The sequence below is a fragment of the Mariniflexile sp. genome, assembly GCF_052728615.1.
The window spans coordinates 170,219-187,801 of the sequence record NZ_JBFVFE010000001.1; the positions used below are offsets into that span (position 1 = coordinate 170,219).

A 17,583-nucleotide genomic window follows, 5' to 3' on the forward strand; every position below is an offset into this window, starting at 1 on the left:
TCTAATTGATAACGAAGGAAAATTTATTATTTAGGAATTAATATGAAGTTTAGAAATATAATTAGTCTAAAATGGGTATCATTTTTAATGATTGTGACCTCTTTTTTTTCGTTTACATGTGTGAGCCAAAGTTCTTCTGATTTGCCTAATATTATTTTCATTATAACCGATGATCAGCAAATTGGATTAACTAGTATTGAAGGAAATCTAGTTTCAAAAACTCCAAATATTGACAGAATTGCAAAAGAGGGGGCGACATTTGAAAAATTCTTTGTAGCTACACCTCTATGTTCACCAAGTAGAGCCAGTTTTCTTACTGGGCAGTATGCGCAAAAACATGCCGTTATAAACAACGATCGTATAGGATTAGATGTTATCAGCCATACGCTAATGACATGGCCACAACAATTACGCGAGAATGGCTATAAAACAGCATTTATTGGCAAATGGCACATGGGGCTTGATGATTCTCGTCGTCCGGGATTTGACCGTTGGTTAAGTTTCAAAGGACAGGGGATTTTTGTTAATGGCGTGGTTAATGATGAAGGTACTATTAAACAAATTGACGGTAATATGACCGATTATTTGAATGAACAAGCTGTGAATTTTCTAAAAAATAATAGCAAAAATAAACCCTTTGCAATGATTCTATCACACAAAGCGGTTCACAACCCCTTAATACCAGCAGATAGACATAGTGCATATTATGCTGATTATGAGTATGAGGCACCGCGTGTTAGTAAGGGCAATATTGAAAGTAAGCCTGTATTACAAAGGAATGTGCCATGGAGACCGCCTTATGAATATGAGAATATTGTTCCTGAGCCGGAAGAGCCAAGACGCGGTAGGGGTAACGATAGAACGAGCATAGTTGCCGACCAAATGCGTTGCTTGCTGAGCGTTGATGAAGGTGTTGGCGAAATATTAAAAGTACTTGAAGAAAATGGACAGTTAGACAATACAATTATTGTTTATACCAGCGATAATGGAATGCTTATGGGGGAACATAATAGATTCCATACTAAGCGTTGGGCTTACGACGATGTTTTGCGTGTACCATTTTTTATCCGATATCCAAAAATGATTGAACCAGGGAGTAAAATAGACAAAATGGTATTAAATATTGATTGGGCACCAACTGTATATGATGTTGTAGGCATTGAACCAATGATTCCTGTACATGGGAAATCATTTTTGCCACTGTTCAAATCTGAAGAGGCAGAATGGAGAACATCTTTTTACGCTGAATATTTTCATGAAAAAGTAGCACGAAATACACCTTCATGGCAAGCTGTGAGAACAAAGGATTGGAAATATGTCAAGTATGTTGGTTTGGATACCGAAGAAATGAATGAATTGTATGACCTAAAAAATGATCCGGGTGAAGAGTTTAACTTATATAAAAATCCAGCCTATAAGCAACAACTTGATAGTATGAAAATTGAGTTTCAAAACAAACTTACAGAAATTAATAATGACTAAAACAATATGAAAATAAATCTAAAGAGAACTAAAATATTTCTACTTTTTATAGTTTTTACAACGCTCTCCTTTGCACAAGAGAAGCCCAATGTATTACTCATTATTGCAGATGATATGCGCACAGAACTCAATTGTTATGGTGCTGATTATATTCATTCTCCAAATATTGACAATCTAGCAAAAAATGGCGTCATATTTGACCACGCATATGTACAACAGGCTGTTTGCGCCGCATCAAGAGCCAGTTTACTTAGCGGAACACGTCCTAATACCACAGGAGTTGATTATCCATATAGTAAATATTTTGTCAATGATTTTTGGCCTAAGCATCCCATGATAGCTGAATATTTTGAGCAAAATGGATACTATGCCCACACCTTTGGGAAAATTCATCACGGTCCTTCTGACAATTTAAAAACGACACATTACATGCCTAAAACGGGCTTGAACACAGGGAGTGACTATGCACTACCTGAGAATATAAAGAAAGGAGGCGAAAGTGGTCGCGGTCAAGCGACACCTCCTTACGAATGTGCTGATGTTCCCGATGAAGCATACGTGGACGGATTGATTGCACAAGAAGCGGTAAAGGTACTATCACAACAAAAGGAAAAGAAAGAACCTTTCTTCTTAGCTGTTGGATTCAAAAAACCACATCTCCCATTTGTTGCACCAAAAAAATACTGGGATTTGTACGATGAAAGTAAAATACCATTAGCACCCAACCGGAATCATCCAGAGAACGCACCACTATATGCGACCTCACATAATGCTATTGCAAATTATGCAGGATTAAATTACTACAATTCTCCAAATAATGTATTGCCAGAAGATTATCAGCGCAAATTAATTCATGCTTATGCCGCCTGTATTTCTTTTATTGATGCTCAGGTAGGTAAGTTGATTGAAAGCCTTAAAGAGACAGGCAAATATGATAATACTATTATCGTATTTATTTCCGATCATGGTTTTCACTTAGGTCACCAACAGATGTGGGGAAAATCGACTAATTTTGATAATGCAACACGCGCTCCTCTCATTGTTTCAGCTCCGAATCATAAGAAAGAGAAACGCTCAACTCAATTTGTAGAGTATGTCGATCTATATGCCACGCTTTGCGACCTTGCAGATATAGAAATCCCGGAATACACAGAAGGCACCAGTTTTAAACCTTTGTTGGAGAATCCGGATAGAGAATGGAAAACTGCTGCGTTTAGCCAGTTTCCAAAGGGAAGAGAAATGGAAGGCTATAGTATGCGAACTGCTGATTATCGTTATACAGAGTGGAGACTTTCAGAAGGGAAGATCGATTCTATTGAACTATACGATCACAGGGAAAATTCCATTGAGAGTATAAATATTGCTTACAAAAAAGAGAATGAATCCCTTATTAAGGCATTATCCCAAAGATTAAATGCGGGCTGGAAAGCGGCATTACCTGAAGGTGTAGAAAATAACTCAAATAACCCTATTGCACCACCACATATCAATTGGTCAAATAAAAAAATCACAGTTAATAGTAAAAAAACAATAACATTCAAAAGTGGTAAGGAAACAAAGTTATGGAAATCTACTGAAGGCTATCAACTATCTGTGAAAAACCAACTATTGCATATTGATGTGGCGCATGACGCCAATTACTGGAAAAAGATGAAGGTCAGTGATTTAAATGTAAAAGCAACCAATAATTCTGTCTTAAAACTAGCATACAAGACGATAGACGATCAGCCATTAACATTAGCATATCACATTAGTAGTGGGGATAATTGGGGTGAATTGTCGAGCATCTCACTTCCATCTACAAATGGAGAAATTCAAGATATAACAATACAACTCGCGTCTGATATATCGAAGTGGGAAGATATATATGAAAAGATGGAAGCAATAGAAGAAATCATTTTTTGTATCAATCCAAAAGAGAAATTTAAAGGGACTCTGGTTTTGGAATCATTAACCCTTGAGTAAATAAGTTAGGTGGTAAAAATTAAAACTATATCATAATGAAACGATTACTTTACTATTTGATTATTGGAATGCTTAGTGTCTTTTCTGCTCAAGCGCAGACGCTAAAAGAGGTTAATAGTAAGCCTTCTACCCAAAAAATAATATCATTAAATTCAGGTAAAAAATCAAATGGTAAGACCGATAAGCCCAATGTCATTTTAATAGTAACAGATGACCAAGGATGGGGTGATGTGAGTTTCAATGGAAACAGTATTATTCGTACGCCCAATATAGATTTTTTAGCAGAAAATGGTGCCTCCTTGAGCCATTTTTATGTCAACCCTAGTTGTGCACCTACACGAAGTGCACTGCTTACGGGTAAATATTCTCATAAAGTAGGCGCACATGGTGTTTCTAAAGGATTTGAAAATTTACCCACCGAGGAAATTACAATAGCTGAAATTTTAAAGGAAAATGGCTACACAACTAGTTGCTTTGGAAAGTGGCATAGTGGCCGACATTTCGACCAACACCCCTTACGCCAGGGTTTCGATGAGTTTGTTGGATTTAGAAGTGGAAACCTTATAAACTATTTTGACGAAACTCTTGAACATAACAATAACCGTAATTATCCAACCAAAGGTTATATTACAGATGTACTAACTGACGAGGCAATTAGTTTTATGAAAAGAAATATAGACAAACCTTTTTTTTGCTATATCCCTTATAATGCTCCGCATTCACCCTTCCAAGTACCTGATAGATACTTTGACCACTACACAGAGAAAGGATGCAATCCTGCTTTAGCAAGTATCTATGGTATGGTTGAAAACCTTGACGAAAATCTTGGCAGAATATTGGGCTTTTTGGAACAAAATAACTTGACAGATAACACATTGATAGTTTTTCTTTCGGATAATGGTCCGGGAATGTTGGATCGCTACAATGGTGGTATGCGTGGTCGCAAAGGCTCAGTTGACGAAGGGGGGCTCAGGGTACCTGCATATTTTTATTGGAAAGGAAAAATTTTGCCGGGCACGAAATTAAATATGCTGACCGCCCATATCGATCTTTTGCCAACCTTGGCATCCATTACAAAAAGTGAGATTCCCAATAGTGACGATCTGGATGGAATTGACATAATGCCTTTTATTACTAAACAAAGAGAATCAATAACGAGGGAGATTTTCACACCAAAACAAATCAATGTGGACACTCCAATTGAAAAGATGGAATATTCGTTCAGGACAGATAGATATAGATTAGTTAAACGAAGAAATCAGATTGAGTTGTATGATATGATAAATGATGGAGCTCAATCAACTGATATTGCATTAGAATATCTCGAAATAACAAATGAATTGAAAGTCAAAGCAGAAAGCTGTTTGGCCAAGATTAATGAAAAATATGCTCAAAAACCATTGTGTATTATTGGAGATATGGAAGCCAAAATACACGAGTTATATGCCGATGAGGCTCATTTTTCTGAAGGTATAAAATTTGCAGGTTTAGACGGTTTTAATCCAGATTGGTTAACCAACATTACCAGTAAAGAAGATTCAATTTGGTGGGATTTAGATGTTAAGAACACCAAAACATACACTGTATTGCTAAAATATGCATGTACTGAGGACAATATAGGATGCAGAATTAACGTGATGTCTGAAAATGATAAGCTGTCATATACACTGAATCAACCTTATGATGAAGGATATCTTAGTGTTCCTAACAGAGGCAAATCTGAAGCAAACACATTCAGTTATAAAAAATTTAAAACGGTAGCTATTGGGAAGCTGAAAGTTTCAGAGGGAACCAATAAGATAACTGTTAATGTGTCGGATATTAAAAATGGGAAATCTATTGATTTGAAAACTTTAATTCTAACAGAATAGGCTATATCGATAGACAAAACAAATTAGGTAACAAACAGAAATTATGAATAACACTTTTAACAAAATTATAATCTTATTACTGCTAATGAATACTGTAAATAGCTATACACAAAATCAAGGCGCTTTATTAAAAGAAGTAAATAATAAACCTTCCACAAAAGCCATAATATCATTAAATTCTACAAAGTCGTCAGAATGGACACTTTATTATGGTCTGCAGGATAAAAATGCGCCCCAATCGCCTTCTGAATTAGGAAATTCAGGTTTTAAAAAAATTGTAGGAACGGTTCCAGGTAATGTTGAAATAGACCTAGAAAGAGAGGGAATTATCAAGGATCCTATGATTGGTGATAATGTTTATGATTTAAGAAAATTTGAAGCCTATGCTTGGTGGTATGTCCGTGAATTTGATACACCAAAAATTAAATCGGGCGAACGCGTAGAATTAGCTTTTGATGGGATTGATTGTATCGCGGATATTTGGCTTAATGGTCAAAAAATTGCTTCCGTAGAAAACATGTTTGTCGAGCACCATTATGACATTACAGATATATTACAAAAACGTAACAAACTGTATGTTCATATAAAATCTACAGAACTAGAGGCTCGTAATCAATTGCGAAATAATTTCGGGGTTAGGTATGATCAGTTAGGTGAAGCTTCAGCCATCCGTAAAGCACCTCACATGTTTGGTTGGGATATCATGCCTCGTTTGATGAGTGCAGGAATCTGGAAAGATGTGAAACTGGAAATAATTCCTAAAACTTATTTTAGTTCGGTTTACTGGGTAACAAAATCTGTTTATCCTGATGCTAAAAAAGCTAACCTCTATATAGATTGGCAGTTTAATACCGATAGACTCAATATTGACGATCTAACCATTTCGTTTGAGCTAAAACGAAACGGAAGAATAGCATATAGTGCGGAGGTTCCAGTAATTACTACAATTGGGCGTGAGCGTATTTGGGGAATGGAAAATGTAGATCTTTGGTGGCCCAGGGGCTTTGGCGAACAAGCGCTGTACAATGCAAGCATAAAGGTTAGAGATGCCAATGGTAATACCCTATGTGAGAATAAACAAAAAATAGGAATACGAACAGCGGAGTTAATCTTAACTCCAATAAATACTGAAGAAGAACCTGGTGATTTCCATTTTGAAGTAAATGGCGAATACATCTTTATAAAAGGAACCAATTGGGTGCCACTCGATGCCTTGCACAGCCGCGATATTCAACATGTTGATGAAGCTGTTGGCATGCTCACCGATTTGAATTGTAACATGATTCGTATGTGGGGCGGTAACGTGTATGAAAGTGATCGTTTTTATGACCTTTGTGACGAAAATGGCATTATGGTTTGGCATGATTTTACTTTTGGTTGTACTACCTACCCTCAAGATGAGGAGTTCAAGCAAAAAGTAAAAAATGAAGCCGATAAAGTATTAAGAAGATTAAGAAACCATGCTTCAATTGTTTTATGGGCAGGTAATAATGAAAATGATTTGTCGCTCCAATGGGGTGATGATCAGCCGCACATTGATCCAAATACCGATGTAATAAGCCGTCAGGTGTTGCCACTTGCGGTTCGCGAATGGGATCCAAAAACACCATACCTGCCAAGCTCTCCTTTTATTAGTGAAGAAGTATTTAAAATCAATAATCGAATTAGTCCGGAATTATCTCCTGAAATGCATCTTTGGGGGCCACGGGGTTTTTATAAAGCACCATTCTATACAGAAAATAATGCACGATTTGTTAGTGAAATAGGGTATCATGGTGCGCCAAATGTAGAAAGCCTCAAAAAAATGATGACTTCAGAAAATGTATATCCATGGGTAAATGGAGCAAAGGCTGAAACAGATGATGTTGTTACAGTTGATGGTGAAGTAAAAAAGGCAGAAAAATTAGTCTGGAATGACGAGTGGCAATGCAAAGCCACAAGATCTCATCCTAATTCACAGACCAATAAAGAGCGTAACTTTTTAATGGTTAATCAGATACGTGAAGTTTTTGGTGAATGTCCAATGGAATTGGAAGATTTTGTTACCGCTTCTCAAATTGTACAGGCCGAAGCTAAAAAATATTTTATTGAATTCTGGCGCATGAACAAAGGTCAGCGTAATGGTATTCTTTGGTGGAACCTGCGCGATGGCTGGCCAATTGTTTCCGATGCTATTGTAGATTATTACGGTGGCAAAAAATTGGCGTATGATTATATTAAGAATGTACAGACCGATGTTTGTGTTATGGTTAGTGATATTCGCGAAGGAAACATTGGGCATCCTGTGGTAGTAGTTAACGACACAAGAAACAAACAAAAAGTAGAAATCACCATTATAGATAAAGATTCAGGCAGAAAACTCTTGTCAAAAACTGTAGAGGTAGAGCCTAACGGAAAATTGAAAGTAGATGAATTGCCTAAAGTAAATAGTAATGAACTTTGGCTAATTGAATATAAAGTTGATGGTCAAACTTATAATAACCACTATGTAGCTTTTACAGCTCCGATGGACTATGAGAAATATAAAAACTGGTTAAAAGATTTAAAACAAAAAAAATGAAAAAAATACTATTTATGACACTTCTATGCGTGTCAACTATCTCATTCGCTCAAAAATCTAAAAAAACAGAGCGCCCTAATGTATTACTGTTGATGACAGACGAACACTCACCTCAAGTATTAGGCTCTTATGGCGATGAAATAATAACGCCTAACCTTGATGCACTTGCAGGAGAAGGTATAAAATTCACAAGTGCCTATTGTCAAAATCCTGTCTGTGTGCCTTCCAGGGTATCGTTGCTTACTGGTAGAATGGCATCACACTTAAAAGTGTTTGGCAATAGCAACATACTAGCTGCCAGCACTTACACTATGGCTGATGCCTTTTCTCAGGCAGGTTATAACACCGAGTGGGTAGGTAAAGAGCACTGGCTTACGCCTGGATATGAGCTAGGTTTTGGAAGACTAAATGAAGAAAGGAATATTGAAGCAAAAACACGTTCTAAGGAGGAGGATGTGTTTCAAAATGAGGTAGGTCGTTCGCCACAAAATGCAACAATAAGCACTTTCGACAAAAAAAACAGTGGGGATTATGTTACTGCCGAATATGCTGTAAAATTCTTAAAACAACAAAAAAAGAGCAAAAATCCATTTTTCTTAGGGGTGTCATTTGTTCGACCCCATTTCCCATATGAGGTGCAACAAGAGTTTTATGATCTGTACAAAGGGAAACTCAAAAATCCAGAAGTAACAAAGGCTATGATAGCCAATTTGTCCACAACTTCTCAAAAAGAACGTGAACAATATAAATTGGATAATATGACCGAGGAGCAAATCCAGAAAGCACGTGAAATCTATTACGGCATGGTAACCTATGTAGATGAAATGATCGGGCTCGTATTGGATGAGTTAGACAAGCAAGGGTTAAGAGAAAATACCATTATCCTTTATACTTCTGACCATGGCGATCTTATTGGAGAACATGGCTTGTGGTATAAAAATAGTTTTTACGAAGGATCTGTCGGAGTTCCCTTTATTTGGTCATACCCCAAAGCTCTACCAACCAATAAAACCATTACTACTCCTGTGATGAATATGGATATATTTCCAACACTGGCTGAGATGTGCAATATCTCTATTCCCCAAAATCTGGGTGGAAGTAGTATGGTGAGTCTAATGAAAGGAAAGGATAAAGGAAAAAATAGGGTAGCTATTTCAGAGAATTATCGAAGAGGAGCAGGTGCATTTATGGTGCGCAAAGGTAATTGGAAGTATTGCTGGTATGAGGATAGTAAAGCGCAATTGTTTAATTTGACCAAAGACCCCAAAGAACTTATTAATTTAATAGCTAACCCTGAATATGCAAATGTAGTTAAGGAGTTGAATGCTATTGCTATGGAGAATTATATTAAGAAATCTGAAACCCCTCAGAAGAAAAAAACAGATAAGAAAAAAACGAAGAAGAAAAAAACCAAGAAGGATTAATTATTTCAAAATAAAACACGAAAGTATGTTAATGTGTATTTATAATAGGCGACAAAAAGTCAATCCAAAATCACCTGATTAACTTAAACAATACGCAATTGGACATTAAAATTATGAAAGTATGAAAAAGATTGGACAATGATTTCCAAGGACTTTATCGAAAATTACGGACTGTAATGGTTCCCGAATAGAGTAAACGGGGTTGGAATTGTCTTTGTTTTACACCTTTTAATACCTTTTGAACTTTCTAAATGTGATAAAAAAAGACCTTACATGAAAATTAAAATAGTTAAACTATGAAATCTAAAATAAACAATAAACAAATGAACAATTTTAATAAGGTGAAAATTATTTTTTTAGCTTTAGTAGTAGTTGTATTCATTACATCTTGCAAATCGAAAAGCTCTACACCAAAAGAGCAGAAAAAGCAACCCTACAACGTCCTCTTTATAGCCGTTGACGACTTAAACGACTGGACAGGATTTGCTGGTGGACATCCGCAAACACAAACGCCCAATATGGACAAGCTTGCACAGCAGGGAATTGTTTTTGAAAATGCCAATTGTGCAGCTCCACTATGTAACCCTTCCCGAGCCGCATTAATGACAGGTTTTCGCCCTTCAACATCAGGGATTTACGGAAATGAAAGTGAATTACGTGATTCGCCGGTTTTAAAAGAAGCTCTGACTATTCCGCAGTGGTTCTCAAAGCATGGATTTTTCACAACAGCCCGAGGAAAGATATTTCATACGGCAAACGGCCCACAGGCTGACACGATTTCATGGGACAAATGGGTAAAAGAAATCGGGGATTATGGGAATGTAAAAAAAGTACCTGGTTTTATGATCAATGGAATCCCTAAAGGTGAGGCTGATGTTAATTTTGATTGGGGACCAACCGATGGGTTATATGAAGAGACTCGCGATTATCTAAATGCCAAATGGACTGCGGATCAACTTCAAAAAGACTACGACAAACCTTTCTTTTTGGCATGTGGCATTTATAAACCTCATTTAAGATGGTACGTTCCACAAGAGTTTTTCGACAAATTTAAGGAAGAGGAAATGATTATTCCCGAAATAAATGAAAACGACTTCGATGATATACCAAGCTCAGCTCCAAAACCACAAAAAAACTATTATGCAGCTAAAAAATATAAGAAGCAGCAGGCTGCTGTTCAAGCGTATTTGGCTTCTATTAATTATGCCGATGCATGTGTAGGAGTTGTACTTGATGCACTGGCAGAAAGTAAATACGCCGATAATACCATTGTAGTTTTATATGGTGATCATGGCTGGCATTTGGGAGAAAAGTTACGCTATAAAAAGGCTACATTATGGGAAGAAGCCGCTAATATGCCATTGATTATTAAAGTGCCTGGACTTACACAAGCAGGTTCACGTTGCGCAAGTCCTGTTAATTTATTAGATCTGTATCCTACCCTTTCTGAATTGTGCGGAATTCCAAGTAATCCTGAAAATGAAGGAAATAGTATTGTTCCTCTTTTGGAAGATGTAAATACGGATTGGGATATTCCATCATTGACTACGGTGGGTTTAAATCGCCATAGCTTACGCAGTAGAAAATGGCGTTACATACGATATGAGGATGGACAGGAACAATTGTACGACCATGATGTTGACCCTATGGAATGGACCAATCTTGCAAATGACCCAAAATACCAGACCGTAAAAGATAAATTTGCAAAATACTTACCAAAAGTAAATGTTAATCCAGTACCAAAATCATATATAAGGAAAAATGATTAGGTGCTTATAGATGAGAGGGTAATTTTCAATGTGTCTGAAATTAACAAAACAATAAATTTAAAAGCATAAATTATAACAATTTGAAATATGACCGCATGAAAACAAAATTTAAAATCAGCAAACTCCTTTTTTTAATAAGTATATGTTCTGTCTGTCTTTGTTGTAATAAAATCAAAGGTCAGGAGAAACCTAATATCATTATTATGATGGCAGATGATTTAGGCTATGGAGACGTAGGCTATATGGGACATCAATTTATTGAAACCCCTAACATTGATGAATTAGCCAATAAAGGTGTACAATTCACACAGTTTTATGCAGGACATCCCACATGTTCACCAAGCAGAGCAGGAATGATGGCAGGTCGCACACCCTTTCGTAATGGTGTTTATACTTATATTCCCGGTAATTCATGTGTTCATCTGAGGGATGAGCAGGTAACACTTGCCGAGATTTGCAAAAAACAGGGGTATGATACCGGTTTTTTTGGTAAATGGGGACTAATAGGTGATATGGAGGATAAGTCGCAGCCTTCTCCTAACGATCAAGGCTTTGATTATTGGTTAGCTACACATAATAATGCAGCACCTTCCCATAAAAACCCGACAAATTTTTATAGAAATGGTAAAGCAGAAGGAGAGATAAAAGGTTACAGCTCGCAGATTGTAGTGGATAATGCCATGGAATGGTTAAATAGTAGAAAGGATAAATCAAAACCTTTTTTATTAGTATTATGGTTTCATGAACCACATCGTAAGCTGGCTCAACCTGAATCTTTTACAAAAAAATATGAAAAACATGGCGAAATAGCAGGTGAGTACTATGCCAACATTAATCATATGGATTTTCAGATAGGTAGAATGATGAATTATTTAAATGATAATAAGCTTACTGATAAATCATGGATAACATTTACATCTGATAATGGACCTAAAGATTTAGCAGGTCGTTCTACTAATGGTCTAAGAGGAAGAAAAGGTTCATTATATGAAGGAGGCTACAAGGTTCCTACTGCTATGTATTGGAAAGGAAAACTTGAAGGAGGTAAAACCATAAATGAACCATTAGTCTTTTTTGATTTTGTACCTACTTTCTACGACCTTTTTGGGATGAAGCCTATGAGCCAAGACCCACTTGATGGTGTAAGTATGCTTCCTGTAATTGAAGGAGAAAAGCTGAATCGTGAAGATCCACCTGTTTGGATGGCTGTAAAACACATGGCTATTCGCAATGGAGACTGGAAAGTGTATGCCTATTTTGAAGACTATACGCCCGGAACATCATTTCAAAGTTATTTAAAGACTCGTAAAATAGAAAAATATGAACTTTATAATCTTATTGATGACCCTAATGAGATAAAAAATTTGGTTAAGCAAAATACAGAAACCTTTGAGATGATGAAGCAGTTAGTTAACAAACGTAGGATGAATGTTCAAGAAGATATGAAACGCTGGGAGGGCTCAGGGATATTGCCTTATGAAGTAGCCACATGGTTTAATGAAAACATTCCACCTGGTAAAGTTTTTAAAAAATTACCAGCTAAAGAACAAGATTTATTAAAGAGTGCCGAGTGATTAGGTAAACCATAATATTGCTTATCAAGCTCGAATAGATTATTCAAAATATAAAAACTGGTTAAAAGATTTGAGATAGTGACTCTGTTATGAAGCAATTATAGAGTGAGGAAAATGATAGAATGATTTCTGAAAAATTGAGTTAAATAGATTAAAATGAGAAAACTGATAAACAATATTATTGTTAAGAACATAAGCATAGTAGTATTATTTTCAATACTGACTATTGGCCTAAATGCACAGGTAAATCAGCCAAATATAGTTTTCATATTAGTTGACGATTTGGGCTATGGAGATTTATCTGTTAATGGTGGTACAGACATAAAAACCCCAAATATTGATGAGTTATTTAAATCGGGTGTAACATTTAATAATTTCTATTCCAATAGCACAGTCTGCTCCCCTACAAGGGCATCACTAATAACAGGGAGGTACCCTGATATGGTGGGTGTGCCAGGAGTTATTCGAGGAGTTAAGGATCAAAATTGGGGGTATTTAGATGAAAATGCTGTTACATTCCCCGATGTTCTTAGTAAAGCAGGATATGAAACTGCTCTTGTAGGAAAATGGCATCTTGGACTTGAAAGCCCCAATACACCAAATGAACGTGGCTTTAAATTCTTTCATGGATTTTTGGGAGGTATGATGGATGATTATTATACACATTTAAATCACGGAGAGAATTATATGCGCATGGATAATAAAGTAGTTACACCAGAAGGACACGCTACTGATGTATTTTCGGATTGGGCTATTGATTATATAAATGTTCAAAAAAACACAGACTCTCCATTCTTTATGCTTCTGGCATATAATGCACCGCATTACCCCATTCAGCCTCCAAAAGAGTGGTACGAAAGAGTAAGAATAAGGGAGAAAGACATTAGTGATGTGCGTGCTAAAAATGTAGCTTTAGTGGAGCATCTTGATGATGGAATTGGCAGAGTAATAAAGGCTCTAAAAGCATCAGGACAATATGAGAATACCATTATTGTTTTTTCTTCTGATAATGGAGGATATTTGCCCATTGGCGCATCTAATGGAAATTTGCGTGGCGGTAAAACAGATATGTACGAAGGAGGAATAAAAGTCCCCACTTGTATGGTATGGAAGAATAAAATAAAATCAAACACTGCATGTAATGTGATAGGGGTAACGATGGATTTTTATGCAACATTAGCAAATTTAGCAGGAATAGAAATCAATCATGAAGTTGATGCTATTGATCTACTGCCATACTTAAGCAATAAGACAATCAATAAAAATGACCGAACTATTTATTTTGTAAGAAGAGCTGGTTATAATTATAGCGGACTGTGTTATTATGCCGTAAGAAACGGGGATTATAAATTGGTTCAGAACAGTCCCTTTGAAGAATTCCAACTCTTCAATATAAAAGAAGATCCACTTGAAACAACCCCGCTTGATGATAAACCTAAAGAGTTTCACAAACTCCGTTACGAATTATCACAACACATTAGAAAAGCGGGTGTAATACCATGGCAGAAAAAAGAAAAATAGGCTTTTTATATTTTTATGGTATTAAAATCGGACGCAGTATATAATATAATATCGGTAACGAATTAAAATGAGAAAAACGAGAAACAATAATATTGGTAAGCACATAAGTGGCATGGCATTAGTTTTAATGCTGGCTATTAGCCTAAATGCGCAGGTAAATCAGCCAAATATAGTACTCATATTAGCTGATGATTTGGGATTCGAGTGTGTTACTGCAAATGGGGGTACATCATATCATACACCAAATATTGATATGCTTGCTAATAAAGGTGCTAGGTTTGAGAATTGCCATTCGCAACCAGTATGTACGCCATCACGAGTACAACTTATGACAGGCCAGTATAACGTTAGAAATTATACTGTTTTTGGTGAACTTGATAGAAGTCAGATAAGTTTTGGAAATCTTTTTAAAAATGCAGGTTACAAAACAGCTATAGCGGGTAAATGGCAGTTAGGCGAAGAAAAGGATTCGCCACAACATTTTGGTTTTGAGGAGTCATGTCTTTGGCAGCAATCATATCCAGGAAAGGATACTGCTGGTCATGACACCCGATTCTCAAACCCTATTTTAGAATTTAATGGTGAAGTAAAACACCTTAATAACGGTGAATATGGACCAGATATAGTAAGCAATTTTATTTGCGATTTTATTGAGCAAAACAAAGACCAATCATTTTTTGCATACTATCCAATGATTCTTACGCATTGTCCATTTGTTCCAACTCCTGATTCTGAAGACTGGAATTCACAAAATCCAGGGTCGTTAACCTATAAAGGTGAACCCAAATATTTTCCTGATATGGTATCGTATATGGATAAATTAGTTGGTAAAATCGTCTCAAAAATTGAAGCATTGGGTATCAGTGAAAATACACTAATCATTTTTGCTGGGGATAATGGAACTGACAAACCCATTATTTCAATGTTTAAAGGAACAGATTATCCAGGAGGAAAAGGGAAAACAACAGATAATGGGACGCATGTGCCCTTAATTGTACGTTGGGATGGGAAAATTAAAGCGGGTGAAGAATGTTCAGACTTGATTGATTTTAGTGATTTTTTGCCAACAATTTGTGATGTTGCCAATATTGATATTTCCTCTCAAACTACGATTGACGGTGTTAGCTTCCTGCCTCAACTTCTTGGTAAAAATGGGAAACCTAGAAAATGGATATACAGTTGGTACGATCCACGTGGAAAAGAATTGAAAGAGTTTGCCAGAAACACTAAATACAAGTTATATAGAACAGGTGAGTTTTATAATATCAAAGAGGATTTCTTTGAGAAGACTCCGCTCGCTTTGGTAAACATGAATAGAGATGCTAAACAATCCTATAATAAATTAATTAAGGCGCTAGATAAGTATAAAAATATTAGAGAAGAAAAAGCTAATGTAAAAAGAGGTAAAAATTAAATACAGAAAAGAAACTATATTAATTCGTTTTAAAATATGAAAAATACAATATTAAATCTCTTGGTAGTGAGTATAGTCCTATCAAGTTGCAGCCAAACCCAAGTCATCGCACAAAATGAGTCTAAACCCAATATTATTTTCATAGTAACTGATGATTTAGGCTGGTCAGATTTAGGATGCTATGGCGCAGATCTACACGAAACGCCTAATATTGACAAGCTTGCAGAGAAGAGTATGGTTTTTACTAATAGTTACGCAGCAGGTTCTGTATGCTCACCAACACGAGCTTCAATAATGACTGGTAAAACGCCGGCAAAGTTAAACTATACTGTATGGAGCGAAGCGGCAACAGGAAACGCTGAAGAAAAGAGATTGAGAGGTTCTAAATACTTAGAACCGCTAACTCTAGAAAACCTTCCACTTGAAGAAATTTCAATCGCAGAGAAACTAAAAAGTAAAGATTACTTGACGGCACATGTTGGTAAATGGCATATCGGAGATTATATGCATTTTCCTAATACACAGGGTTTTGATGTAAGTGTAGCCTCCAGCCAGCGAGGTGCTCCACCCTCTTTCTTCTATCCTTATACGGGTATTGTTTATGACGAATTTCGCTTTGTGGGCGATTTAGGGATGGATGCAGATGGAAAATATTTCACAAATAGAGAAGGTGAATACCTGACCGACAGGTTGACGGATGAAGCGATGAAAATGATTGAAGATGCAGGTTCTCGGCCGTTTTTTCTGAATTTATCTTATTATAATGTACATGTTCCAATCGAGGCAAAAGCCGAAGATATTACTTATTTTAAAAATAAACTATCACCAGAGAACCATCATCAGAATGAAACCTATGCAGCTATGGTAAAAAATGTGGACGACAATGTTGGTCGCTTGCTCCATAAGTTGGATGAACTAGGTATTTCAGAAAATACTATAGTAGTGTTTACATCAGACAATGGAGGAGTCATTCAGAAGTATAAAGATAAGGTTGTTACCGATAACTTTCCACTAAGGGAAGGAAAAGGCTCTTTATATGAGGGAGGAATTCGTATTCCAACTATGATTTTTTATCCCAAGAATCCAGGTAAAGGACAACAAATTGATGTGCCTATTAGTACAATCGATTATTTACCCACGGTGATGGAAATTGCTGGCATACCTAACGATTTAGATAATATTGAGGGGGAAAGCTTCTTGCCTTTACTAAAAGGTGAAGAGGCGAAATCTCTTGAAAACAGAGCTTTGTACTGGCATTTTCCACATTATTATTACGCAGTAAAGCCAGTTAGTTCGATTCGTGATGGTAACTGGAAATTATTAGAATATCTTGAGGATGGACACATCGAACTTTATAATCTAGCGGACGATTTAGAAGAGAAACATAATCTTGCTGATACCGAACCACTAAAAACTAATGAACTTTTAAGCAAACTCCGCAAATGGAAAGCTGATGTAGGAGCAAAAGGGTTAAGACAAAATCGTAATTATAAAGAGCAATAGAAAGAAATGTATTAGAAGCTTTTGTGTCTTTGTATCAAAAAGTAAAACTAATAAAATATGAAAACCATACAACGACGTAATTTTATCAAGACATTGGGTATCTCAACATTAGGGATCACGGCAGGAATGAGTCTGCTTCCTGATTTAGTAAGTGGAGCTATTTATTTTGTAAGAAGGGCAGGTTATAACTATAGCGGACTGTGTTATTATGCCGTAAGAAAAGGGGATTATAAATTGGTTCAGAATAGTCCCTTTGAACAATTCCAACTCTTCAATATAAAAGAGGATCCACTTGAAACAACACCGCTAGATGATAAACATAAAGAGTTTCAGAAACTCCGTTACGAAGTATCACAACACATTAGAAAAACCGGTACGATTCCGTGGCAAAAATAGAACCTAAGATGAAGTAATAACTATTAATTATCAGAAGGGATTAATAAGCTTACTTTCAATGTGTCTGAAATTAACAAAGCAATAAATTTATAAGCATTAATTAT

11 protein-coding genes are annotated in these 17,583 nt (G+C 36.2%); all 11 read left to right on the forward strand.

What is annotated here, in order from left to right; all coding sequences use genetic code 11:
* Nucleotides 1-42: 42 nt before the first annotated feature.
* The 11 genes from ACU1LP_RS00785 to ACU1LP_RS00835 all read left to right on the forward strand — a co-directional run bounded on the left by ACU1LP_RS00785 (nucleotide 43) and on the right by ACU1LP_RS00835 (nucleotide 17,479).
* A complete protein-coding gene (locus tag ACU1LP_RS00785) occupies nucleotides 43-1,482 on the forward strand; it encodes a sulfatase family protein (protein WP_445735273.1) in 1,440 nt (479 codons plus the stop codon).
* A 6-nt stretch (nucleotides 1,483-1,488) separates the two neighbouring features.
* Nucleotides 1,489-3,447, forward strand: a complete 1,959-nt coding sequence (locus ACU1LP_RS00790) for a sulfatase (RefSeq protein ID WP_445734310.1) — start codon at nucleotides 1,489-1,491, stop codon at nucleotides 3,445-3,447.
* 35 nt (nucleotides 3,448-3,482) lie between these two features.
* Entirely contained in the window at nucleotides 3,483-5,318 is a 1,836-nt protein-coding gene (locus ACU1LP_RS00795; protein ID WP_445735274.1) for an arylsulfatase, read from the forward strand.
* A gap of 85 nt (nucleotides 5,319-5,403) precedes the next feature.
* A complete protein-coding gene (locus ACU1LP_RS00800) occupies nucleotides 5,404-7,878 on the forward strand; it encodes a glycoside hydrolase family 2 protein (protein ID WP_445735275.1) in 2,475 nt (824 codons plus the stop codon).
* Nucleotides 7,875-9,302 (forward strand): sulfatase family protein, encoded by a 1,428-nt coding sequence (locus ACU1LP_RS00805; protein ID WP_445735276.1) that lies wholly within the window; start codon nucleotides 7,875-7,877, stop codon nucleotides 9,300-9,302. Before ACU1LP_RS00800 ends, ACU1LP_RS00805 begins: the two co-directional genes overlap by 4 nt.
* A 296-nt stretch (nucleotides 9,303-9,598) precedes the next feature.
* On the forward strand, nucleotides 9,599-11,071 hold the full coding sequence (locus tag ACU1LP_RS00810) for a sulfatase (RefSeq protein WP_445735277.1): 1,473 nt from the start codon (nucleotides 9,599-9,601) through the stop codon (nucleotides 11,069-11,071).
* A gap of 95 nt (nucleotides 11,072-11,166) precedes the next feature.
* Entirely contained in the window at nucleotides 11,167-12,645 is a 1,479-nt protein-coding gene (locus ACU1LP_RS00815) for a sulfatase family protein (RefSeq protein ID WP_445735278.1), read from the forward strand.
* Nucleotides 12,646-12,801: 156 nt separating this feature from the next.
* Nucleotides 12,802-14,166: a sulfatase family protein gene (locus ACU1LP_RS00820; protein WP_445735279.1), complete on the forward strand. Its 1,365-nt coding sequence runs from the start codon at nucleotides 12,802-12,804 to the stop codon at nucleotides 14,164-14,166.
* A 112-nt stretch (nucleotides 14,167-14,278) separates the two neighbouring features.
* On the forward strand, nucleotides 14,279-15,580 hold the full coding sequence (locus tag ACU1LP_RS00825) for a sulfatase-like hydrolase/transferase (protein WP_445735280.1): 1,302 nt from the start codon (nucleotides 14,279-14,281) through the stop codon (nucleotides 15,578-15,580).
* Between the two features lie 36 nt (nucleotides 15,581-15,616).
* Nucleotides 15,617-17,083 carry a sulfatase gene (locus ACU1LP_RS00830; protein WP_445735281.1) on the forward strand — a complete coding sequence of 489 codons (1,467 nt, stop codon included), beginning with the start codon at nucleotides 15,617-15,619 and terminating at the stop codon, nucleotides 17,081-17,083.
* 57 nt (nucleotides 17,084-17,140) lie between these two features.
* On the forward strand, nucleotides 17,141-17,479 hold the full coding sequence (locus ACU1LP_RS00835; RefSeq protein ID WP_445735282.1) for a hypothetical protein: 339 nt from the start codon (nucleotides 17,141-17,143) through the stop codon (nucleotides 17,477-17,479).
* Nucleotides 17,480-17,583 lie beyond the last annotated feature (104 nt).

Coding starts and splice junctions, on each gene's coding strand:
- ACU1LP_RS00785 (WP_445735273.1), top strand. CDS start 43: ATGAAGTTTAGAAATATAATTAGTCTAAAATGGGTATCATTTTTAATG.
- ACU1LP_RS00790 (WP_445734310.1), top strand. CDS start 1,489: ATGAAAATAAATCTAAAGAGAACTAAAATATTTCTACTTTTTATAGTT.
- ACU1LP_RS00795 (WP_445735274.1), top strand. CDS start 3,483: ATGAAACGATTACTTTACTATTTGATTATTGGAATGCTTAGTGTCTTT.
- ACU1LP_RS00800 (WP_445735275.1), top strand. CDS start 5,404: ATGAATACTGTAAATAGCTATACACAAAATCAAGGCGCTTTATTAAAA.
- ACU1LP_RS00805 (WP_445735276.1), top strand. CDS start 7,875: ATGAAAAAAATACTATTTATGACACTTCTATGCGTGTCAACTATCTCA.
- ACU1LP_RS00810 (WP_445735277.1), top strand. CDS start 9,599: ATGAAATCTAAAATAAACAATAAACAAATGAACAATTTTAATAAGGTG.
- ACU1LP_RS00815 (WP_445735278.1), top strand. CDS start 11,167: ATGAAAACAAAATTTAAAATCAGCAAACTCCTTTTTTTAATAAGTATA.
- ACU1LP_RS00820 (WP_445735279.1), top strand. CDS start 12,802: ATGAGAAAACTGATAAACAATATTATTGTTAAGAACATAAGCATAGTA.
- ACU1LP_RS00825 (WP_445735280.1), top strand. CDS start 14,279: ATGGCATTAGTTTTAATGCTGGCTATTAGCCTAAATGCGCAGGTAAAT.
- ACU1LP_RS00830 (WP_445735281.1), top strand. CDS start 15,617: ATGAAAAATACAATATTAAATCTCTTGGTAGTGAGTATAGTCCTATCA.
- ACU1LP_RS00835 (WP_445735282.1), top strand. CDS start 17,141: ATGAAAACCATACAACGACGTAATTTTATCAAGACATTGGGTATCTCA.